Raw genomic sequence first — 21,791 nt, forward strand, 5'->3', positions numbered from 1 at the left:
CTGATAGCGTACACGTAAGTTGCCGGGTTATGATAGACATAAGAATGTAAGCGTTATTTCATCAAACCGAAACGGAGGAGTTCCATGGAAAAATATATCTTGGCCTTGGATCAAGGCACAACGAGCTCGCGGGCAATTCTTTTTAACCGGCAAGGGGAGATTGTTCATTCAGCACAGCGAGAATTTCCACAGTACTTCCCCGAACCCGGTTGGGTTGAGCAGAATCCTAACGAGATTTGGGGCTCGATCCTGTCAGTGATCGCTTCCTGCTTATCCGAATCCGGGATCAAGCCGCGGCAAATTGCCGGAATCGGAATTACGAACCAGCGGGAAACGACGGTCGTCTGGGAAAAAGACAGCGGCACTCCGATATACCCGGCGATCGTCTGGCAGTCCCGGCAAACGGCCGCCATTTGCGAGGAACTGCGGAATGCTGGCCATGACGCTTTGTTCCGAGCCAAAACGGGGTTGCTGCTCGATCCTTATTTTTCTGGAACCAAGGTCAAGTGGATCCTCGACCATGTCGAAGGCTCACGGGAGCGGGCGGCGAAGGGCGAGTTGCTGTTCGGCACCATCGATACGTGGCTCATATGGAAGCTGTCCGGCGGACGCTTGCATGTCACGGACTATTCTAACGCTTCGCGGACGCTGATGTACAACATCCACGAGCTGACCTGGGATGATGAACTGCTTGCTCTGCTGGATATCCCAAAGGCGATGTTGCCTGAGGTGAAATCCTCCTCCGAAGTGTATGGCACCACGGTTCCGTATCACTTCTTCGGGGAGGAGGTGCCGATCGCAGGGGCGGCCGGAGACCAGCAGGCAGCTCTGTTCGGGCAAGCTTGCTTCCAACCAGGGATGGTCAAAACAACTTACGGAACCGGCTGCTTCATGCTGATGAACACAGGCAGCACCCCTGTCGTATCGGAGCACGGGCTGATTACCTCCTTGGCCTGGGGCTTAAACGGAAAGGTGGAGTACGCTCTTGAGGGCAGTATCTTTGTGTCCGGCTCGGCGATTCAGTGGCTGCGCGACGGGTTGCGCATGTTCCGGAACGCCAAAGACAGCGAGATGTATGCATCGCGCGTGAACTCCACGGAAGGTGTCTACGTTGTTCCGGCCTTCGTCGGTCTCGGCAGCCCGTATTGGGACAGCGAGGTTCGCGGTGCGGTATTTGGCTTGACGCGGGGAACGACGAAGGAGCATTTTATCCGGGCGACGCTTGAGGCGCTGGCTTACCAGACCAAAGACGTTCTTGGCGCGATGGAGCAGGATGCCGGGTATGCTGTTCGGTCTATGCAAGTGGATGGCGGCGCGGTGGCAAACAACTTTCTGATGCAGTTCCAAAGCGACCTTCTTGGAGTTCCTGTAGAACGTCCGGCGATTGGCGAAACGACGGCGTTGGGCGCGGCCTTTTTGGCGGGTCTCGCGGTTGATTACTGGAGCGATATGGATGAAGTCGCGCAGTGCAAACGCCTGGAACGCCGGTTTATCCCAACGATGCCGCAGACTAGACGGGAAGCGCTCTACCAAGGCTGGCTGAAAGCGGTTCAGGCCGCGATGGCCTTCAAATAACGGGCCGCCCATTTCTATACGGCACCGCACCATTAACCCTGTTTCTTCATAAGATGTGTTGACTGTATCCCTGAACCTTGTTAAACCACAAAACCCGAGCAAGGAGGGGTGACGCATTTTGAAGAGCAGCGATCGTAACAGCAAATTTCTGTTAACTAATCGTGAACGAGAGGTCTTCGAGCTTCTCGTGCAGGATAAAACGACGCGCGACATTGCCGGGCAACTGTTTATTAGTGAGAAAACCGTCCGTAATCACATTTCTAACGTCATGCAAAAGTTGAATGTCAAAGGTCGCGCGCAGGCGGTTGTCGAGCTGATCAAGCTTGGGGAGCTGAAAATCTGACGGTGAACTACGTGTTCGTAGAAAGCCGCAAGCCTTCTTTTTCACCCCGCAAGGGGGAAAGGGAAGGTTTTTTTGTGCGCATTTTTCACCAATATAAAAAACCTCCAAGCATCCTATTCACATCAGATGCCGGAGGTTATTGGCTAAATGAACGTTGCTTACAGCGATTTCAAATAATGAACGATCGTGAGCAACCCTTTGTCGAAGTTCTCCAGGTTAAAATGTTCGTTCGGCGCATGCAGGTTTTCATCCGGCAGCCCAAAGCCCATCATGACGGCTGGAGCCGACAGGACGCGGGAGAGGGTCTCCACGATCGGAATCGAACCGCCGTCCTTCGTAAACAGCGCCCGAGTGCCGTAAATGGCTTCGTAGGCATCGGCCGCTTTTTGCAGCATCGGATCTTCCGGATTGCAGGTGAACGCCCGCGCCTTCTCGGTCGCTTTGACCTTCAAGGTTGCTCCCGGTTGCAGATGTTTGTGCAGATGCCGTTCGATGCGGTCAATCGTGGCTTGCGGATCCTGGTCGCCAACGAGGCGGCAGGTGATTTTGGCGTGGGCTTCCTTCGGAAGTACCGTTTTGGTTCCTTCCCCTTGGAATCCGCCGTACACCCCGTTGAGTTCCAGCGTTGGCCGGGCGCCGGTCCGCTCAACGAAGGAGTACCCCGCTTCGCCAAACAGCTCCTCCAGTCCAAGGTCCTGCTTGAGCTTCTCTTCGTCAAACTGTTGCTTGGCGAACTCTTCGCGTTCCAGTGCAGACAGCTCGTGTACGCCTTCATAGAAGCCTTCGACCGTGACTCGGCCTTGCTCGTCATGCAGGGAAGCGAGCAACGATACCATCGCATGCAACGCGTTAGGGACGCCGCCGCCATAGGTGCCGGAGTGCAAATCCGTGTTGGCGGTATACACCGAGACTTCCATCGCACACAAGCCGCGCAGGCCGATGCAGATCGCCGGTTTGCCCGGTGCCATCAGCGCGGTGTCGGAGATCAGGATCACGTCAGCGGCCAGCTTGTCCTGGTTCGCTTCCAAGAAGGCGGGCAAGTTCGGGCTGGTTACTTCCTCTTCCCCTTCGATGCAGAACTTAATGTTAACGGGAAGTTCTTTTTCCTGCTTCAAAATCGCCTCTACGGCCTTGATATGCATAAACACTTGGCCTTTATCATCTGTCGCTCCGCGGGCATACAGCTTGCCGTTCCGAATGGATGGCTCAAACGGCGGCGTCTCCCACAGATTCAGCGGGTCTACCGGTTGAACGTCATAATGCCCGTATACCAGAACGGTTGGCTTCCCAGGCGCATGCAGATGCTCGGCATAAACGATCGGATGCCCTGCGGTAGGATGAATCTCTACCGATTCCATCCCGGCGCGGCGCAGCGCTTCGGCGATCCATTCGGCGGCCTTCTGTACATCACCTTTGTGTTCGGACAAAGCCGAGATGCTGGGAATCCGAAGCAATTCGCCGAGTTCCTTCAAGTGTTGTTCGCGGTTCGTATTAAAGTAAGCTTGATAATCCATCGTCAAATGTTCCTCCCGAACTAGAACTAGGTTTACCCGTATATTCTACACCTTTTTTGCCAAGAAAACGAATGATTGGGTAATGTCAGTCACCGCGCGGGCTTTTCGTTACCTTAAATGCAACTTAAAAGAGATGTGCTTTTTTTCAGGAATATTTAAGGTAAATTCGATGGATATCTGGTAAAGTCAAGAAAGCACGACTGAATTGAATCTTGAACGCTTCAGAAGAAGGGAGTCGCAAAGACGTATGGACGAAAAAGAAAGAAATGAGCAGGGAGCAAATGATGGGTATTATACGCCGGTCATGGTTCCCATGAACGGGGAGACCGAGACTGCACCGGGACAAGCCCCGAAATCCAGCAATAAAGTATGGCAGATCGTTTCGTTGGTCCTGGCCGTTTTGCTGGTTGTGGTGTTGATCAAACCGCCGTTTGCAACGAATAAGGCTGAGGCCGTCGCGACGGTGAACGGTGTGGAAATTACGAAGGACCGGCTTTATGAAGAACTGGCTGCCAATGGCGGAGAGCAGGCGCTGACGAACCTCATCAATCAAGAGCTTGTGAACCAGGAGGCGGCTAAGAAAAATATCACGATCACGGATGCCGATGTCGACGCCGAAATCGAAACCTACAAAACCCAGTTCGGTTCGGAAGAAGCGCTGAATCAAGCTTTGGAACAATACGGGATGACCATGGACGATTTGCGCAAGCAGGTCGTGATGGAGCTGAAGCTGACGAAGCTGCTGGAACCGCAGATCAATGTCACCGATGATCAGGTGAAGGAAACGTTCGAAACCTATAAGGATTCCTTTAATACACCGGAACAGGTGCGGGCTTCCGTGATTTTGGTCGCAACCGAAGAGGAAGCGAAGGACATCGTGAAGCAGTTGAAGGAAGGCGCCGATTTTGCAGAGCTGGCGAAGAGCAAATCGTTGGATACGGCGACGAAGGATCAAGGCGGGGACACCGATTTCTTCGCCCGCGGCGAGAGAGAAGAAGCGGTGGAAGAGGCCGCTTTCAAGCTGGCCAAAGGCGAAATTAGCGACCCCGTTAAGACAAGCGAAGGATATCAGGTCATCAAAGTCACCGATAAGAAGGAAGCCCATACAGCAACGCTGGATGAGAAGAAGGACGAGATCCGCAAGACCCTGATCTCCCAACAGGTATCCAGCATGTCGGGAGCTTGGCTGGAGGATGTTCGCAGCAAAGCCCAAATCACCAATACGTTAACGGATGCAGCCGCAGCCGAGTAATTCGGTTGCAGAACGCAGCCCTTCAAACCGTCGGAGCAGAGCTTCGGCGGTTTTTGGCATGTCGGTTTCCGAATACTGTACAGCAAGATCGCTTTGTGTTTCTGGAAATCTGACAGTACAATGAGGATACACGGATGCATTAAAGTACATCTCTAAATGGGACGGAATGCATGGAGGCAGGGGCACATGGCGGAATGGTATGAGCTAAGTTTCGGGGAAGATTATTTGCTGGTGTATAAGCACCGCGACGCGCAAGGTGCGAAACACGAAGTTCATCGGATGATCCGTTGGCTTCATCTTCCTCCCGGCGCAAAGGTGTTGGATTTATGCTGCGGCATGGGCCGCCATTCACTGGCGCTGGCCGAAGCAGGGTACCAGGTGACCGGCGTGGATTTGTCAGAGGTATTGCTGCGCGAGGCGAGACGCCTCGACCCCGAAGGTCGGATCATCTGGCACCGAGCGGATATGCGCGAGTTGCCGTTTCAAAGCGGGGAGTTTGCGGCGGTGGTGAACTTATTCACTTCATTTGGATATTTTAAAGAGGACGAGGAGCAGATCAAAGTGCTGCGCGAAGCGTCTCGCGTTCTGAAGTCAGGCGGCCGCTTCCTTCTCGATTTTCTGAATCCTGCGTATGTTGCCGCTCATCTTGTTCCGTATTCGGAACGGGAGGACGCGGGGCAGCAGATTGTGGAACGACGTCGGATTGAAGATGGGTATGTCATCAAGGATATTGAAATTACCGCACCTGGCGGAGAGCCAAGGCATTATATGGAACGAATTAAACTGTACGAGTTGGATGATTTTCGGCAGATGCTGAAGGAGGCCGGTTTAACCTTGCAGAACGTTCATGGGGATTATGACGAAGAACTTTACGATCCAAACACGTCTCGGCGCATGATTTTGGTGGGGGTGCGGGCATGACATTACTACCGGAAATCCAGCTCTGGGACCGGGAGCTCGTGGCTCGGGTTCCGATCTCGATGGCCCCTCCCCTTCGCCGGGTGAACAGCTATGTGCTGCAGGGGGATGAGGGGATTACCATCATCGATCCGGGACCGCGAACGGAGGAGACGATTGAGGAGTGGCGTGCAGCCTGGCAGGATCTCAGGATTTCGCCGCGCGACGTGACGCAAATTGTCTTAACCCACCATCACCCCGATCATTATGGCTTGGCGGGATATATGCAGGAAATCACCGGAGCGACCGTCTTCATGTCTCCGCGGGCGTATGAAGAAACGCGGTTGATGTGGGGGCCGGAGAGCCGGATGCACGAAGCGCTGCCTGATTTGTATCGGCGGCATGGAATGCCCGAATCGTGGTACAGCCAGCTGCCGGGACACCTGAACGGCTTCTTTACCCAGGTGACTCCGGCTCCTGAAGTGACCTTCCTCCGGGAGGGGGAGTTGATCCAGATGGGGGGACGAGCCTGGTTGCCGATTGAAACGGCTGGACATGCTCCGGGGCACCTGTCGTTTTATAATGCCGAACACCAACTGATGTTCTGCGGGGATGCGGTGCTGCCGCAAATCTCGCCCAACGTCAGCTTTCTGCCCGGCAGTGATCCGCAGCCGCTGCAATCATTCCTGGATTCGCTGGAGAAGCTGAGCGCTTACGAGGTGGCAACCGCCTATCCGGGGCACCGCCATCCGTTTGATTATTTTACAGAGCGTGTGCGGCTGTTGCTTGAGCATCACGGTGAGCGCCTCCTGCGCATCGAACGGTTGCTGCAGGAGCGGCCGCAAACGGCCTTTGACGTTTGTACCGCCTTATTTGGCACAGAGCTGAGCATTCACCAAATGCGCTTTGCGATGTCGGAGACGCTGGCGCATCTCGTGGAGCTGGTCCGGCAAGGGCGGGTGGAGGAGCAGAAGGCAGGATCAGGCGAAGACGAGATCATTCGATATATAAGCGCAAAGAAGGACGGCAGATAATTGCCGTCCTTCTTTGCGCGTGCGTTGATGGAGATTAGTGCTCGGAGTCAACGGATTCCTCGCCGCGTTCTTTTTCCCGTTCCGCTTGTTTGCGATGGGCGATCCGGCTGCTGGCCGAGGCAGCAATGGCACCGACAATGTCATCCAAGAACGTATTGCACGGACCCAGCGTCTTGTCGTTCAGCCGCTCCAAAATGCCTGGTTTCAGCTTATCAACATAACCGTAGTTGGTGAAGCCGATGCTTCCATACACGTTGACGATCGAGAAGGCCAGAATCTCGTCCACCCCGTACAACCCCTCGTCATTGGCAATCATGTCCTGCAGTTCAGGGATCAGCATCCCCTGCTCTGCCAAAATATCGAGCTGAATGCCGGTCAGCACCGCATTTTGCACTTCGCGTTTGGTCAGCACCTGCTCTACGTTATGTATGCACTCTTCCATCGTCAGGTTCGGGTAGTATTTTTGCTGCAAAAACATTACGAGTTCCGCGATTTGCTCCGTCGTTACGCCGCGCTTGTGCAGCCACTCCTTGGTGGCATCAGCGACCTTTTTGCTGTTCAGACTGTAAGGCGCTTTGGCCTTTGGTTGTTCCATCCCCATACACTCTACTCCTCGTCATTAATAGTTGGATTGACAAGATATGAAGAAGTTTGTCCAGATCCCGGAAAAATATAGTTATGTTTCGGGACAAGGCTCGTATATATAGTAATACAAACCTTAGCCAAATGAAAAACTTAGGGAGGCACGAGCAAAAATGAAATGGAACCGCCGATTACGAAATACGGCTGCCGCCGGGGCAATTACGCTTCCGCTGCTGCTGTCGGGCTGCGGTATGTTTGGGGGAAGCTCCGCTCAAATCGATCCTCCGCCTACCGATATTGAAACGCAAATGTTGGAAGGTCTGGATGCCGCGGAGCAGACAAGCTTTGCCCAGGAGGAAGCACTCTCTACAGTTTACTTGGTGAACGAGCATGGCTTGCTGGCCCCGGTCGCCTTGCACTTGCCTGATGGCGAGGCTTCGCTGAAGCTGAACCGGATGCTGGAGATGCTGGTGAAGGACGGCAAGTATGCGAGCCTCCTCCCGGTTGGTTTTAGCGGCATTCTTCCGGCGGGCAGTGAAGTGAAGGCTGTAACTGTTAAAAAAGATGAGAAGCTGGCTGTCGTCGAGTTTAACCAAGCATTTACGGGCTATGAAGCCGCCGATGAGCGCAAAATTCTTGAAGCGTTGACCTGGACATTAACCGGAACGCCGGATGTGGAGAAGGTTCAGCTATGGGTGGACGGGCAGAAGTTAAACGAAATGCCGGTGAACGGTACGCCGCTGGATCGGCCGCTTAGCCGTAATTTTGGGATTAATCTCGAAATTAAAGCAGAATCCGGCTTATCCCAACTGAGCCCGGTCATTGTATACTTCTCCGCAGCAACGCCAGAGGGGGTCCAATACTTCGTCCCGGTGACGCGATTTGTCCCGGCCGACGGCGATCGCGTGAAATCCGCGCTCGGCGAGCTGCTCAAAGGGCCGCAACAAGGAGACGGCCTGGAGCGGGTCGTGACCGATAACACGAAGCTGGAAAGCGTCGAGGTCTCGAAGGACGGCATTGTGACCGTTGCGCTGAAGGATGATATGTTTGAAGCCGGGGAGAAACTGCCAGCACAAATGCTGCAATCTCTGGTACTGACGGTGACGGAGAACCGGGACGACAGCAAGGTGCGCATTTGGCTCAACGGACAGAAGGAAGTTGTCGGCCTGGATAACCAGACCTACAGCGAACCGGTGATACGGCCGGAAACGATTAACGAAATCCCGCTGTAACTATGTTGTTCGCGGCGCGCCCTAAGAGGCAAACCGGACCCTGCTAGGTGCAGGGTTCTTTTTTTGGCCGAATGGAAAGGTGCTTTTATGCCCACACTTTGGTAGAATAGGGAAAGCATATTGACAGCAAGAACACGTAGGAGGCAGTAAAAGATGAGAAGCAACGGACGCCAGGCGGACGAGCGCCGGCCGATGAATTTAACCGTCAATGTTAATAAATACGCAGAGGGGTCTGTCTACATCGAGGTGGGCGATACAAAGGTGATGTGTACCGCTACGGTCGAAGAGAAGGTCCCGATGTTTATGAAAGGGCAGGGCAAAGGCTGGGTAACGGCGGAGTATTCGATGCTCCCTCGCGCAACTCAAACCCGCAACCAGCGGGAATCAGCCCGCGGGAAGCTGAGCGGCCGCACGATGGAAATCCAGCGGCTCATCGCCCGTGCACTGCGTTCGGTCGTCGATCTGCAGGCGCTTGGTGAACGCTCCATCACAATTGATTGCGACGTTTTGCAGGCCGATGGCGGAACGCGGACGACGTCAATTACCGGGGCGTTCGTAGCGCTGGCGTTAGCGATGCACAAGATTGCTCAGAAGCACGCGCTGCCGAAGTTTCCGATCACCGACTTTCTCGCATCCGTCAGCGTAGGGATCGTTGGGGAGAACACGCTGCTGGATCTCAACTATGAGGAGGATTCCAAAGCGAAGGTCGACATGAACGTGGTGATGACCGGCAACGGCCAGTTCGTTGAGGTTCAAGGCACTGGGGAAGAGAACCCCTTCTCCCGAGCGGAATTGGATCAAATGCTGGCGCTCGCCGAAAAGGGAATTCGGGAGATGATCGAGCAGCAGCGTGAGGCGCTGGGGCCGATTGCGCTGCTGATCGGAAGCGGGCAGTCCGGAACGGTGGTGTAAGCATGATCGAAGGAACGGAGATTATCGTGGCGACCCGGAATGCCGGGAAGGTGCGGGAATTTACTCATGCCTTGGAGCCGCTGGGCAAAGAGGTTCGTAGCTTGGCTGATTACCCGGATGCGCCGGAGGTTGTGGAAGACGGGACGACCTTTGCCGAAAATGCCCGCAAGAAGGCCAAAACGGTTGGCGACGCCCTGGGCCGACCTGTGCTGGCCGACGATTCGGGCCTCTGCGTCGACCAGTTGGATGGTGCGCCGGGCGTGTATTCGGCACGGTATGCCGGGGAAGGCGCCAGCGACGAGGATAACAACGAGAAGCTGCTCGCCGAGCTGGAGAAGCGGCGGCTGGGCGAGGATACGGAGCAGCCGCTGCTGAGCACGGCGCGTTTCGTCTGCCATCTGGCCTTGTACGACCCGGCCAAAGGGCAGTTTATCGAAGCCTCCGGCGAAGTGGAAGGCTGGATCACCTCCGAGCCGGCGGGCGGCGGCGGGTTCGGGTATGACCCGCTGTTTTACCTGCCGGCGTACGAGAAGACCATGGCCGAGCTGACGCTGGAGGAGAAGCAGGCCATCAGCCATCGCGGCGCGGCGCTGCGGGCGTTGGCGGACAAGCTGAGCGGGGCGGCTGCAGGGAAATAGGCTGGCGCACAGCCGCAGGCTTCGTGTGAAATTAACGGTAAAACCTCCTGTTCATTTTCGACTTTTGGCCCAGTTGCACGATATTAACGGTAAAACCTGCAGTTAATTTCGCTTAAACTGGCGGAAACGGCCCAAATGCCCGAAATTAACGTTAGAAAATACCGTTAATGTATGTCAAAGAACTTAAGCCGGTCAAATTAACGGCAGGTTTTCCAGTTATTTTTCGCTTAGCCCTCATAAGCGACATCACAAAAAGCAAGTCAGGAACCTTGGGGAGGTTCCCGGCTTGCTTTTTCGCATTTCAATTACCGGATTTTCACGTTATATGTTCTCAGCCAGAAGTTCACCTGCGACAGATACGCAAACAGCTGCGGTCCGCTCATCAGCTGGCCGAACCAAGGCAGGTTAGAGGACGATTCCTTGGACGCGGCGATGGCACGAATTTTGTCCGCATTAATGAGCGGCAAGATCGGCGAGGTCGGGTCGTCGAGAATCTTCAGCATTTGATCGCGGACAGCCGTCAGGTAGTTCGGATTATGCGTTTTGGGATACGGGCTTTTTTTGCGGTAGAGAACGTCTTCAGGCAGAATGCCTTCCAGCGCTTTGCGCAAAATCCCTTTCTCCCGGTTCCCGGTCGTTTTGATCTCCCATGGGATGTTCCAGACGTACTGCACCAGACGGTGATCGCAATAAGGCACGCGGACCTCCAATCCTGCCGCCATACTCATGCGATCTTTGCGGTCCAGCAGCGTTGGCATGAACCGGGTGATGTTTAGGTACGACATGACGCGCATCCGAGCCCGCTCACCTTTTTCCCCTTCCAGCTTCGGTGTCTCTGCGACCGCTTCGCTGTAACGATCGGCGATGTACTGTTCCGGTTTGATCCACTCGCGGATTTCCGGTGACAACAGATCTGCGCGCAGCCCGGTGGCCACCGACCACGGAAACGTCCCTGAATTGAGGAGCTCCTCGCGGTGGAACCATGGATAACCGCCAAAGACTTCGTCTGCGGCTTCGCCGGAGATGGCGACGGTGGCTCCTTTTTTGATCTCCCGGCAAAAAAGCAACAATGAGGCGTCCACATCTGCCATGCCTGGCAAATCGCGGGCAATCGTCGAGTCGGGCAGCGCCGCAACCAGTTCAGGCGTATCGAACTTGATTGCGTGATGGGCGGTCTGCAGTTCCTCGACCATCCGCTGGATCCACGGGCCGTCCGCACCAGGCTGATAGCTGTGGGCTTGGAAATGCTTGTCGTTGTCGACATAATCGATCGAATACGTGTTAACTTGACCTTGGCCGGTCCGCTTGTAATAATCGACGGCCAGTGCGGTTAATGCGCTGGAGTCCAGACCGCCGGACAGCAAGGTGCACACCGGCACGTCGGAAATGAGCTGGCGCTCCATCGTGTCCTGCAGCAGCTGGCGAATCGTTGCGGCCGTTTCCTCCACATTGTCCGTATGCGGCTCGGCTTCCAGCTTCCAGTAAGCGTATTTGCGCAGTCCATTGCGGTTGTAGATCATGACGTGGCCTGGACGCAGTTCTTTTAGATCCTTGTACACGCCATGGCCCGGCGTTCTCGCTGGACCGATGACAAAAATTTCGGCAAGACCTTCGGGCCCGACGACGGGCTCGACCTTCGGATGGCGTAAGATTGCTTTAGGCTCGGAACCGAAGATCAACGTACCGTCAATTTCACTGTAGAACAACGGTTTGACGCCAAGGCGATCCCGGGCAAAAAAGACATGCTCCCGAACGCTGTCCCAAATGGCAAACGCAAAAATCCCATTCAGCCGGTAGACGCAATCCGGTCCCCATTCGATATACGATTGCAGCAACACCTCCGTATCACAGTTGGTTCGGAACGTTCGGCCTCTCCGCTGCAGTTCAGCTTTCAGCTCCAGTGCGTTATAAATTTCCCCATTATATACAATCGTGAATACCGCATCTTCCTCATGAATAATCATCGGCTGTGCCCCGTTCTCGGGGTCCATGACGCTGAGGCGACGATGTCCGAAGGCACACGGGCCGGAAATCCAAGTTCCCTGGGCATCCGGTCCCCGTTTTTCCAGACAGGACGTCATGGATAACACCAAGTCCGATTCTTTCGTCAGGTCCCGGTTCCATTCGATAAAGCCGGTTATTCCGCACATTTTTGCTATCTCCTCTCCGCATTGCTTTACAGTCCCCGCTTGCCGACCGGGTGAAAAGTATTAACAAATTATGCCGAACGAGGGCATAAAATGTCTGTCCATTATGGAAAACTATGGCGTGGAGGCAGTATATCGCGAGCTGGAGCAAGGCATAAGAAGGAGGGTTAATTATGGAAAAAAGGACTTATTACGTTTCGGTACAAGGGCGATCGCTACTTGAAGATCCCGGTGCTGCCGCGTACGAGTGGGAGATTCAAGCCACCCGGGAGGAGGCGGATCACCTGAGTCATATGCTCGAGCATTTGGGGGAGAAGGAGGAGAACGGATTTATGGCGTTTACCTATCCTTGGCCGGATACGCCGGAAGATGATGTCAATCGCAGCTACGAAAGCTATCTGAACGCGTTATATCGTGAAATTTACCGTTTAGGTACGGCAGAGACGCGGGCGCAGATGGAACGCTCCGGTTTTGCCGCGCAGCTGTAGCTGGTTTGGATGTTCACCAGAAAGGAGCGACGTCTGTGACCTATTACATCAAGGATGCGGAATATCGGCGGATGGATGAGCACCAAGGGCGGCCTTGTGCTGTGATCCAGGTGTATCCTGGTGCGGTGGGGGACCCTGAGCTTTTTGTCTATGTGGCACGTGCTGCGGACGGGAAAGGGTATGAAATTATCCGAATGATTCGCAGCGATGCCGACTTGGAGATCGACTGGTATGATAACGATCTGCATCAGGCGTTCTCCGAGGTGGCGGAGGAGCAGTTTGGCGATCAGGGCTGGCCGGAGCCGGAAGTTCAGCGGAAGGAGTTCCTGGAGAACCTGCTCGCGAAGGAGCAGATCGTTGCTCAATTGGAGCAGTTGCCCCGCTGACAAATGAGATGCCAAATTTATGCTAAAAACGCTTTGAAAAACAAAAAGGATGCGCTATAATAATTAACGCATCCTTTTTTATAACGATGTGTCCCAGTAGCTCAGCTGGATAGAGCAACGGCCTTCTAAGCCGTCGGTCGGGGGTTCGAATCCCTCCTGGGACGTGACGAAACACTCTCCAAAACGGAGAGTGTTTTTACGTTTCCGGGAGGGTGAGAACCCCAGGTGGGGTTCGTCGGAGCGGGACCGCCTGCACAAGCAGGGCGGACAAGCGGAGACTCGAGCGGCGCGAGAGTACCCTGACGGGGACGTGCTAAAAAAGCACCCATATGGGTGCTTTTTGTTATGTACCGGGTCGGGCGAGAAGCCCTATCACACTAACTGGATTTTCTACCGTTATTTTGGCCGTTTTTGAGCAAAACCGAAGAATTAGCGGTAATTCCTACTGTTATTTCAGTTCAAATCAGCCACTGAGCAAGACATCTGCAAAATTAACGGTAGATTTTCCCGTTAGTGCTTTGCCCATGAGAAAAAGCCAAAAATTAACGGTAAGATTTCCAGTTAATTCATTTCAATCTGGACTAGGGGAGGCACATATTAGCCACGGGACCCACCATATCTCCCCAATAAAATCAAAAAAACCCTTTGTTAATCAAAGGGCAAGAAATTGAAAAAAAGGTTATGGAGCGGGTGAAGGGAATCGAACCCTCGCCTCAAGCTTGGGAAGCTGGCGTTCTACCATTGAACTACACCCGCAAGAGCTAAGTAAGAAATATTATAACGCCAACACAAACAAGAATCAAGCCCCGCCATAAAATACTGGTGGGACGTTCGATTTATTTTACGATGATTCTTCGGGATGCAGCCATCCCCCTCAATTCGACGTTCAAAGCCTCCTTTTCCTCGTCGTTAAGCTCCAGATGTAACCCATAATGGTGATTGGGGGGCTCCAGCTCTCTTTGCCAGCGGATTTCGCCGGAGAAAGTGCGATTCTCATCGCTTAAGCGAACATGCAATAGGACACGTATCACGTGGGAGGATGCGTGCAGATTCAATTCGGTGCGGACCCGGCAACCGGATTTGCTGATATCGATAAGCTCGATCTGCGCCGGTTTCAGGGGCAGCGCCTGCCCGTCAATCGACACAATTTCGAGCGATGCGGCGATCGGCGGATTCAGAGAGTAACGAAAAGGCTCAGTTCTTCTAGTGTTTATCATAAATAAAATTATAGCGAAAATTGTCGATCAGAACACCGTTTTTATTCTAAGAGGCACAGCAAAAAACCGCCGCAGCATGAAGCTGCCAGCGGTTTTGGTGATCTAGGCGTCAGGCCTTAACATTAACGGTCAGCTGCCGTACTAGACAGCAACGCTTGAAGGTCCGGCTCAATCTCAGATGGTTCGGTGCGAGCCGAATAACGCTTGACGATCTCGCCGTCTCGCCCAACCAGGAACTTCACGAAGTTCCATTCGATATCCCCTGTATCGTAAGGTTCTGGTGTATGCTCCCGCAGATAACGGTATAACGGGTGGGCGTTCTCACCGTTTACGTCGATTTTGGCGAACAGCGGGAAGGTGACCTGATAATTCGTTTCACAGAAAGCTTTAATCTCCGCCTCCGTTCCAGGCTCTTGTTCGGCGAATTGATTGCATGGGAACCCAAGCACGGAGAAGCCTTGATCCTTGTACTTGCTGTACAGTTGCTGGAGCCCCGCATAATGCGGTGTCAACCCGCATGCACTGGCGGTATTAACGATAAGCAACACCTGCCCCTGATATGGCGCGAGCGTCGTGGTTTCCCCCGTAATCGTACGGACTTCAAAATCATATAGGCGGCTCATCAGCTTACACCAAATCGCAGGCGTCCGCTGGCATCCAGTGAGCATCCTGCCCTTCCCATTTCACATTACAGCCGATCGGATTGGTTAACGGAATTGAAATTTCGCAACCAGCGGTAAGTTCCTCCAACACCCGATCCAGATCGTTGACCGTCATTTTGCTCGTGTCACGTGGGTTATCCACGCCGCGTCCCGTATAGACAAGCTTGCGGCCAGAATCAAAGACGAAGAAATGCGGCGTGCGCAGGGCCCCATAGTCTTTCGCTGCCGTCTGTTCCTTGTCTCGCAAATACACCCAAGGGAATCGATGCTGCTCCATCCGTTTAACCATGTGCTCGAAGGAGTCTTCCGGGTGAGTGTTCTCGCTGTTCGAGTTAATTCCTACGAACACGACCCCCCGATCCTTATACTTCTCCGCCGTTTGCCGCGTGACTTCATCGGAGCCGAGTACATAAGGACAGTGATTGCACGTAAAAAACACGACAAGCACCTTGGCCGAAGCAAAAGATTCTAAAGAGTAGGTCTGGCCATCTGTAGCCGGCAGATTAAAGTTTGGAGCCGCACTTCCCAAAGATAACGTGAAACTCATTTACCATCACCTCTCACCTATTTTGATAACGGTTACTTCCATTCTACCTTAAATGTTTCGATCATCTCAAATTTTAAGAATGACCTGCCAAATAGCTGTCATAGATATGACACCTTGAAATTTTCTATTGTCTATTTTGTGAAAATGATGTAAAGTAGCTTATCAAACAAACAAATATTTTTATGTCAGTTAACTTAACACTTCAATTGACCATAGTTCGATAAATCGTCACTTTTAGCGAAATTACGGCAAAGAGAAATGTGATTTACCGTATATCGCTCATTGAATCCTTCTGCATCGGCTTCTGCTTTACTTGATTGCTGTGCGGAAGCGAAGATGTACATTCGTCCGCGTTGTAGAGACATTTCGAAGGTCGAGTGTCGTAACTTAGAGAAAGAGGGGCTAAGTTACACCATAATGCTTTAGGAAATTACAGTGCGACAGATGAATTGTACATTTGTCTATTGTTGGTGGACATTGTCGAATTGCGAGATTCCATTTTCACGGGAAAAGAGGCTGTAAACATGATTCAACCCATTTTGCAGATTAAGGATTTGCATACCCACTTTTTTACGGACCGAGGCGAAATCCCTGCGGTGGACGGCGTGAACCTGTATGTGAATCCCGGCGAGGTGCTTGGTGTCGTTGGCGAATCGGGCTGCGGCAAAAGCGTTACCTCCTTATCGATCTTAAAGCTGATCCCTCAGCCGCCTGGCAAAATTACCGGAGGGTCGATCGAGTTTAAGGGGAAGGACATCGTTCCGATGAAAGAGCGGGAAATGAGAGCCATTCGTGGAAACTCAATTTCTATGATATTCCAGGAACCGATGACGTCGCTGAATCCGCTGTTTACTGTCGGCCAGCAAATCGGAGAGACGGTTCGGCTGCACCGGGGGCTCAACAAAAAGCAAGCGCGGGAACATACCATCGACATGCTGAAAAAAGTCGGCATTCCTCGACCGGAGGCCATCATCGATGAATATCCGCATCAGCTCTCCGGCGGGATGAGGCAACGGGTGATGATCGCGATGGCGATCTCCTGTAATCCGGAGTTGCTGATCGCCGACGAACCTACTACAGCGCTTGACGTGACCATCCAGGCCCAAATCCTTGATTTGATTCGGCGTTTGAATGAGGAGAACGGTACGGCCGTCATGATGATCACGCATGACCTTGGGGTTGTTGCTGAGATGTGTCACCGAGTAGCTGTGATGTACGCCGGCAAAGTGGTGGAGGAAGGGCCGGTGCGGGATATTTTTAAAAATCCGCTGCACCCCTACACCCAAGGGTTGATCAAGTCCGTGCCGCGCATGGACGAGGACCGCAAGCGTCTGTTCTCCATTCCAGGCAACGTGCCGATCCTGAACACCCAGATGAAAGGCTGTCGCTTTGCCGAACGCTGTTCCCATGCGATGCCGATTTGTTCGGAGCAGCTGCCTGAGCTGAAAGAATACGAAACGGCGCATAGCTGCCGGTGCTGGCTCCACGAAACGCCACAGGAGGAAGTTGTATGAGTGAACCCTTACTGCAAGTTGAACATCTAAAAAAATACTACCCTCTCGGGGGCGGATGGTTTGGCAAGTCCCAGCAATTCGTTAAAGCGGTCGATGACATCTCATTTACCGTGCACCGGGGAGAAACGTTTGGACTCGTCGGGGAAAGCGGCTGTGGTAAATCTACCACTGGCCGTTCCCTGCTCCGGTTGATTGAACCAACCGGAGGCAAGGTGATTTTTGAAGGAGAGGACATCACGGCGTTGTCGCCAGAGGCGCTGCGCCGGAAACGCAAGGATATGCAAATTGTGTTCCAGGATCCTTTCTCCTCGTTGGATCCGCGCCACACGGTGCAGCGGATTCTGGAGGAACCGCTGATCGTTCACGGTGCGGGTAATGCCAAGGAACGTAAACAGATGATCGACCGCTTGATCGATGTCGTTGGTCTGACGCAAAGCCATCTGCAGCGGTATCCGCACCAATTTTCCGGCGGTCAGCGGCAGCGGATCGGGATCGCCCGGGCGTTGTCGCTGCAACCCAAGCTGATTGTGGCCGACGAGCCGGTTTCCGCACTGGACGTGTCGATCCAGTCTCAGGTGGTGAACCTGCTTCAGGATCTGCAAGAGGAATTCGGGTTGACGTACATTTTTATCGCCCACGATTTAAGTGTCGTGAAGCATATTTGCGACCGGGTGGCGGTCATGTACCTCGGTAGGATCGTTGAGATTGCTGACAAAAACAAGTTGTACTCGTCGCCTCAGCATCCGTACACCCAGGCGTTGCTCTCCGCTGTTCCGCAGCCGGATCCCGACAAGAAGACCGAGCGGATTATTCTGCAAGGGGAAGTGCCGAGCCCGGCTAATGCACCGATTGGATGCGCGTTCCATACGCGGTGTCCGATGGCGATGGACGTTTGCCGGACGCACCGTCCTGAGTTAGCTGAGACGGATGCGGGCCATTTGACGGCTTGTCATCTGTATACCGAAGCGAAGAACACCGGAAGCGCGAGTTTGGCCTAAGGTTCGCAGTTATCGTTGTTTTGATCGTTATTAAGGTTTATAGTCTGGGTTTTATGCCCGGCTTTTTATAAACAAGAAATTATATATTGAGATTCAGAAGGGAGCCACAAAATGAAAGCAAAGAGATGGAGTAGTGTTGTTCTTGTTACAATGCTGAGCGCCGCCATCGCATTGACGGGGTGCGGAGGCAGCAACAATGCCGGTGGCAGCAATTCCGGCGGAACGAATACGGGTGCGAATACGGAGGCAACCACTCCGACGGGTTCCGCTCAAGACACGTTGGTCGTAGGCCGCGGCGGGGATTCCGCTTCGCTGGACCCAGCGATTGTAACCGACGGCGAATCTTTGAAAATCGCACACCAAGTTTTTGATTCCTTGCTCGAGTACAAAGAAGGAACTACCGAAGTTCAAGGCTCGTTGGCTGAGGACTGGACCGTATCTGAGGACGGTTTGACTTACACTTTCAAGCTGCGTCAAGGCGTGAAGTTCCATGACGGTACGGATTTTAATGCGGATGCGGTTGTATTCAACTTCACCCGTTGGTCTGATCCAAACAGCGAATACAAATTTGAAGGCGACTCCTTTGACTACTATGATTCCATGTTTGGCCCGGACGGCAAACGCGTGATCAAGGAAGTCCAAGCGGTTGACGAGAACACGGTTGAGTTTACGCTGAACCAACCGCAAGCTCCGTTCTTGCAAAACCTGGCTATGACATCCTTCGGGATCGCCAGCCCAACGGCTATTAAAGAGAAGAAAGAAAACTTCAAGAACGAGCCGGTGGGTACAGGTCCATTCGTGTTCAAAGAGTGGAAACGCAACGACTCGATTACGTTAGAGAAGAACCCGAACTACTGGAAAGAAGGACTTCCGAAGCTGAACAAAGTCATCGTTCGCTCCATTCCAGATAACTCGGCACGTTTCAACGCGTTGCAAAGCGGTGAAATCGATTTGATGGAAGACTTGAGCCCAGACGATCTGGCAACCCTGGAAGCGAACCCGGATCTGCAAAAAATCGAGCGTCCTTCCAACAACGTTGGTTATGTCGGCTTCAACCTGAAGAAAGAACCGTTTAACAACGTGAAAGTAAGACAAGCGCTGAACTATGCTGTAGATAAGCAAGCGATCATTGATGCCTTCTTCGCAGGCCAAGCAGAACCGGCGAAGAACCCGATGCCGCCGTCCCTGTGGGGCTACAACGATAGCATTGCTGATTATGAGTATGATCCAGAGAAAGCCAAAGCGTTGCTGGCTGAAGCAGGTTATCCGAACGGTCTGCCAGGCGAATATGTCTTCTATGCCATGCCGGTATCCCGTCCTTACATGCCAGATGGCAAGAAGGTCGCCGAAGTTATTCAGCAAAACTTTGAAGAAGTTGGCGTAAAAGTGAAAATCGAATCTCCGGAATGGGCCGTTTATCTCGACGATGCGCAAGCCGGTGAAAAAGACGATCTGTTCATGCTTGGTTGGACCGGTGACAACGGGGACCCAGACAACTTCCTGTACACACTGCTGGACAAAGACGCCATTCCGTCCAACAACTACACGTACTATTCGAGTGATGAGCTGCATGAGTTGTTAGTCGCTGCACAAATCGAAACCGATCAATCGAAACGTGAAGAACTTTACAAACAAGCGCAAGAAATCATTAAAGCCGACGCACCGTGGATTCCGCTTGTGCATACAACGCCGCTGCTGGCTGCAAAAGCGAATCTGAAAGGATACGTTCCGGCGCCGACAGGTACGGAATACTACAGCAACATCTATTTCGAATAACAGGCGGGATCTTAACGCCTCTGGCAGGTGAACCTCATCTTGAAAGCTTATATTTTGAAGAGAATACTCATCATGGTTCCTGTCCTAGTCGGCATGACGATTATCGTATTTTCCATTATCCATGCGATTCCCGGTGATCCTGCGGAAACGATTCTAGGGCAGAAGGCCACGGAGCAATCCAAGGAAGCGCTCCGCGAGCAACTGGGCCTGAACAATCCGTGGTATCAGCAGTATTTCTCTTACATGGGAGATTTGTTAAAAGGTGACCTGGGGCAATCGATCCGCACGAGAGTGCCGATTGCCCAGGAGATCACCCCCTATCTAGCGGCTACGGCGGAATTAACCGTGGCGGCGATGGCCTTTGCGATCTTCTTTGGCGTGAATGCCGGCATCATCAGTGCCTGGAAGCAGAATTCGTGGTTCGATTACATCTGTATGTTAATCGCACTGATCGGGGTATCGATGCCGATCTTCTGGCTCGGACTGATGGAGCAGTGGATCTTCTCGCTCAAATTGCATTGGCTGCCTTCCATCGGGCGGATGAATCAACGCGACCCGGTTGAAGCGGTCACGAATCTGTATGTGATTGACAGTATCATCGCGGGCCGATGGGATCAGCTGTGGACAGTATGTAGACATTTGATTTTGCCAAGTATTGCGCTGGGGACAATTCCGATGGCGGTTATCGCTCGGATGACGCGGTCGAGTATGCTGGAAGTTATGAATTCCGATTTCGTTCGTACGGCCAAGGCCAAAGGGTTGTCGCAATTTATCGTCATCTATAAACACGCCTTGAAAAATGCTTTTATCCCCGTGCTGACGGTCATTGGTCTGCAAACTGGCGCATTGCTTGGCGGTGCGGTCTTGACCGAAACGATCTTCGCATGGCCAGGTGTGGGACGGTATATTTACGAAGCGATTAGCTCGCGTGACTATCCAGTCATTCAATCGGGCATTCTGGTTATCGCATTTATTTTCGTCATTATCAATCTGATCGTGGATTTGCTGTACGCAGCGGTCGATCCACGCATCCGTTACCGGTAAAGGAGGGAAACCATGGCAGAGGCAACTACAGCAAGCACAAACACCAGCACCGCCGTCCCGGCCGAGAAGGTTTCCGGACCTTGGCGCGATGCGTGGAAAGCGTTCCGCAAAAATAAAATCGCCATGGCCGGCCTGATCATGATTGTGTTTTTCATTCTGATCGCGATCCTGGCCCCGGTGATTGCTCCTTATGAATTCGATAAGCAGGTCCTGCGCGACCGCTTAAAACCACCGTCTTCGTCCCATTGGTTTGGGACGGACGATCTGGGGCGTGACCTGTTCACCCGCGTATTGTACGGGGCTCGAATCTCCCTATGGGTAGGGACATTCTCCGTGGTGGGATCGATCATTCTGGGGACGATCCTTGGTATTCTGGCCGGGTTCTATGGCAAATGGATCGATATGGTGATTTCGCGCCTGTTCGATATTTTGCTGGCGTTCCCAAGCATTTTGCTGGCGATCGCGATTGTGGCCATTCTAGGTCCGTCGCTGCAAAATGCGTTGCTGGCTATCGCCATCGTCAACATCCCGACGTATGGGCGGCTGGTGCGGGCGAAGGTGCTTAGCTTGAAGAATGAAGAGTATATCACTGCAGCACGGGCAATTGGGATGAAAAACAGCGCGATTTTGCTGCGGCACATCCTGCCAAACAGCTTGACGCCAATCATTGTACAGGGTACGCTGGGGATCGCTACGGCGATTATCGAAGCGGCTGCGTTGGGCTTCCTAGGTTTAGGCGCTCAGCCGCCTACACCGGAATGGGGCAAGATGCTGTCTGACTCGCGTCAATTTATCGCCACCGCTCCGTGGACTGTAGTTTTCCCGGGGATATCGATCATGCTGACGGTACTTGCCTTCAACCTGATGGGCGATGGTTTGCGTGATGCGCTTGACCCGCGGATGAAAAGTTAAATCTATCGTTATGAACTGCCGGGAGGTTTTCCGGCAGTTTTTTTGTGTGTTGTACCTAATATACGGGTCAACAGGTTTGCGGTTATAATTTAGGCATCGGATCAAGAGAATGGATAGGAGA

Annotated in this window: 21 protein-coding genes and 2 tRNA genes; 16 read left to right on the forward strand and 7 right to left on the reverse strand. The window is 53.1% G+C overall.

All coding sequences use genetic code 11. The features are described from left to right. Window positions 1–84 precede the first annotated feature (84 nt). Together glpK and C812_RS02270 are read left to right on the forward strand one after the other, a co-directional pair. Entirely contained in the window at window positions 85–1,575 is a 1,491-nt protein-coding gene (gene glpK / locus C812_RS02265; RefSeq protein ID WP_016311072.1) for a glycerol kinase GlpK, read from the forward strand. Between the two features lie 118 nt (window positions 1,576–1,693). Beyond that, on the forward strand, window positions 1,694–1,918 hold the full coding sequence (locus C812_RS02270; protein ID WP_016311073.1) for a helix-turn-helix domain-containing protein: 225 nt from the start codon (window positions 1,694–1,696) through the stop codon (window positions 1,916–1,918). A gap of 158 nt (window positions 1,919–2,076) precedes the next feature. Here the strand turns inward: C812_RS02270 and C812_RS02275 are convergent, their stop codons facing one another. Further along, window positions 2,077–3,432 (reverse strand): dipeptidase, encoded by a 1,356-nt coding sequence (locus C812_RS02275; RefSeq protein ID WP_016311074.1) that lies wholly within the window; start codon window positions 3,430–3,432, stop codon window positions 2,077–2,079. A 247-nt stretch (window positions 3,433–3,679) separates the two neighbouring features. Between C812_RS02275 and C812_RS02280 the strand changes: the two genes are divergently transcribed. The 3 genes from C812_RS02280 (at window position 3,680) to C812_RS02290 (ending at window position 6,615) form a co-directional block, all read left to right on the forward strand. Continuing rightward, the gene (locus C812_RS02280; protein WP_016311075.1) at window positions 3,680–4,684 is read left to right on the forward strand and encodes a peptidylprolyl isomerase; all 1,005 of its coding nucleotides are present in this window, start codon (window positions 3,680–3,682) and stop codon (window positions 4,682–4,684) included. Between the two features lie 186 nt (window positions 4,685–4,870). Continuing rightward, window positions 4,871–5,605, forward strand: coding sequence for a class I SAM-dependent methyltransferase (locus tag C812_RS02285; protein WP_016311076.1), 735 nt, complete (start codon window positions 4,871–4,873; stop codon window positions 5,603–5,605). Beyond that, window positions 5,602–6,615: an MBL fold metallo-hydrolase gene (locus tag C812_RS02290; RefSeq protein ID WP_016311077.1), complete on the forward strand. Its 1,014-nt coding sequence runs from the start codon at window positions 5,602–5,604 to the stop codon at window positions 6,613–6,615. The genes C812_RS02285 and C812_RS02290 overlap by 4 nt, the downstream gene beginning before the upstream one ends. 34 nt (window positions 6,616–6,649) lie before the next feature. On the opposite strand, the gene C812_RS02295 is transcribed toward C812_RS02290, so the two are convergent. Continuing rightward, window positions 6,650–7,216, reverse strand: a complete 567-nt coding sequence (locus C812_RS02295; protein ID WP_016311078.1) for a phosphatidylglycerophosphatase A family protein — start codon at window positions 7,214–7,216, stop codon at window positions 6,650–6,652. A 154-nt stretch (window positions 7,217–7,370) separates the two neighbouring features. Between C812_RS02295 and C812_RS02300 the strand changes: the two genes are divergently transcribed. The 3 genes from C812_RS02300 to C812_RS02310 all read left to right on the forward strand — a co-directional run bounded on the left by C812_RS02300 (window position 7,371) and on the right by C812_RS02310 (window position 9,979). Beyond that, complete coding sequence (locus C812_RS02300; protein WP_016311079.1) at window positions 7,371–8,429, forward strand: GerMN domain-containing protein; 1,059 nt, start codon at window positions 7,371–7,373, stop codon at window positions 8,427–8,429. A 153-nt stretch (window positions 8,430–8,582) separates the two neighbouring features. Then, a complete protein-coding gene (gene rph, locus C812_RS02305) occupies window positions 8,583–9,341 on the forward strand; it encodes a ribonuclease PH (RefSeq protein ID WP_016311080.1) in 759 nt (252 codons plus the stop codon). Between the two features lie 2 nt (window positions 9,342–9,343). Continuing rightward, window positions 9,344–9,979, forward strand: coding sequence for an XTP/dITP diphosphatase (locus C812_RS02310; RefSeq protein ID WP_016311081.1), 636 nt, complete (start codon window positions 9,344–9,346; stop codon window positions 9,977–9,979). 305 nt (window positions 9,980–10,284) lie between these two features. Here the strand turns inward: C812_RS02310 and asnB are convergent, their stop codons facing one another. Beyond that, the gene (asnB, locus tag C812_RS02315) at window positions 10,285–12,129 is read right to left on the reverse strand and encodes an asparagine synthase (glutamine-hydrolyzing) (protein WP_016311082.1); all 1,845 of its coding nucleotides are present in this window, start codon (window positions 12,127–12,129) and stop codon (window positions 10,285–10,287) included. Window positions 12,130–12,299: 170 nt separating this feature from the next. Here asnB and C812_RS02320 point away from each other — a divergent pair, with 170 nt between their 5' ends. From C812_RS02320 to C812_RS02330, 3 genes are all read left to right on the forward strand, one after another. Then, the gene (locus C812_RS02320) at window positions 12,300–12,614 is read left to right on the forward strand and encodes a hypothetical protein (RefSeq protein WP_016311083.1); all 315 of its coding nucleotides are present in this window, start codon (window positions 12,300–12,302) and stop codon (window positions 12,612–12,614) included. Window positions 12,615–12,649: 35 nt separating this feature from the next. Beyond that, window positions 12,650–13,000, forward strand: coding sequence for a hypothetical protein (locus C812_RS02325; RefSeq protein ID WP_016311084.1), 351 nt, complete (start codon window positions 12,650–12,652; stop codon window positions 12,998–13,000). A gap of 90 nt (window positions 13,001–13,090) precedes the next feature. Further along, window positions 13,091–13,164: transfer RNA gene (locus C812_RS02330), tRNA-Arg, on the forward strand. Between the two features lie 518 nt (window positions 13,165–13,682). On the opposite strand, the gene C812_RS02335 is transcribed toward C812_RS02330, so the two are convergent. The 4 genes from C812_RS02335 to C812_RS02350 form a co-directional block, all read right to left on the reverse strand. Next, window positions 13,683–13,756: transfer RNA gene (locus C812_RS02335), tRNA-Gly, on the reverse strand. 80 nt (window positions 13,757–13,836) lie between these two features. After that, window positions 13,837–14,217, reverse strand: coding sequence for a PilZ domain-containing protein (locus C812_RS02340; RefSeq protein ID WP_016311085.1), 381 nt, complete (start codon window positions 14,215–14,217; stop codon window positions 13,837–13,839). 122 nt (window positions 14,218–14,339) lie between these two features. Further along, window positions 14,340–14,840, reverse strand: a complete 501-nt coding sequence (locus C812_RS02345) for a glutathione peroxidase (protein ID WP_028539360.1) — start codon at window positions 14,838–14,840, stop codon at window positions 14,340–14,342. A 4-nt stretch (window positions 14,841–14,844) separates the two neighbouring features. Then, the gene (locus tag C812_RS02350) at window positions 14,845–15,426 is read right to left on the reverse strand and encodes a thioredoxin family protein (protein ID WP_016311087.1); all 582 of its coding nucleotides are present in this window, start codon (window positions 15,424–15,426) and stop codon (window positions 14,845–14,847) included. Window positions 15,427–15,950: 524 nt separating this feature from the next. Between C812_RS02350 and C812_RS02355 the strand changes: the two genes are divergently transcribed. The 5 genes from C812_RS02355 (at window position 15,951) to nikC (ending at window position 21,670) form a co-directional block, all read left to right on the forward strand. Next, window positions 15,951–16,940 (forward strand): ABC transporter ATP-binding protein, encoded by a 990-nt coding sequence (locus C812_RS02355; RefSeq protein WP_016311088.1) that lies wholly within the window; start codon window positions 15,951–15,953, stop codon window positions 16,938–16,940. Further along, on the forward strand, window positions 16,937–17,938 hold the full coding sequence (locus C812_RS02360) for an ABC transporter ATP-binding protein (RefSeq protein WP_016311089.1): 1,002 nt from the start codon (window positions 16,937–16,939) through the stop codon (window positions 17,936–17,938). The genes C812_RS02355 and C812_RS02360 overlap by 4 nt, the downstream gene beginning before the upstream one ends. Before the next feature lie 111 nt (window positions 17,939–18,049). Then, window positions 18,050–19,714, forward strand: a complete 1,665-nt coding sequence (locus C812_RS02365) for an ABC transporter substrate-binding protein (protein WP_016311090.1) — start codon at window positions 18,050–18,052, stop codon at window positions 19,712–19,714. Between the two features lie 39 nt (window positions 19,715–19,753). Continuing rightward, window positions 19,754–20,758: an ABC transporter permease gene (locus C812_RS02370; RefSeq protein ID WP_028539365.1), complete on the forward strand. Its 1,005-nt coding sequence runs from the start codon at window positions 19,754–19,756 to the stop codon at window positions 20,756–20,758. Between the two features lie 12 nt (window positions 20,759–20,770). Continuing rightward, window positions 20,771–21,670, forward strand: coding sequence for a nickel transporter permease (gene nikC / locus C812_RS02375; RefSeq protein ID WP_016311092.1), 900 nt, complete (start codon window positions 20,771–20,773; stop codon window positions 21,668–21,670). The last annotated feature ends 121 nt before the right edge of the window (window positions 21,671–21,791 follow it).

This window comes from Paenibacillus barengoltzii G22 (genome assembly GCF_000403375.2).
Lineage (GTDB): Bacteria > Bacillota > Bacilli > Paenibacillales > Paenibacillaceae > Fontibacillus > Fontibacillus barengoltzii.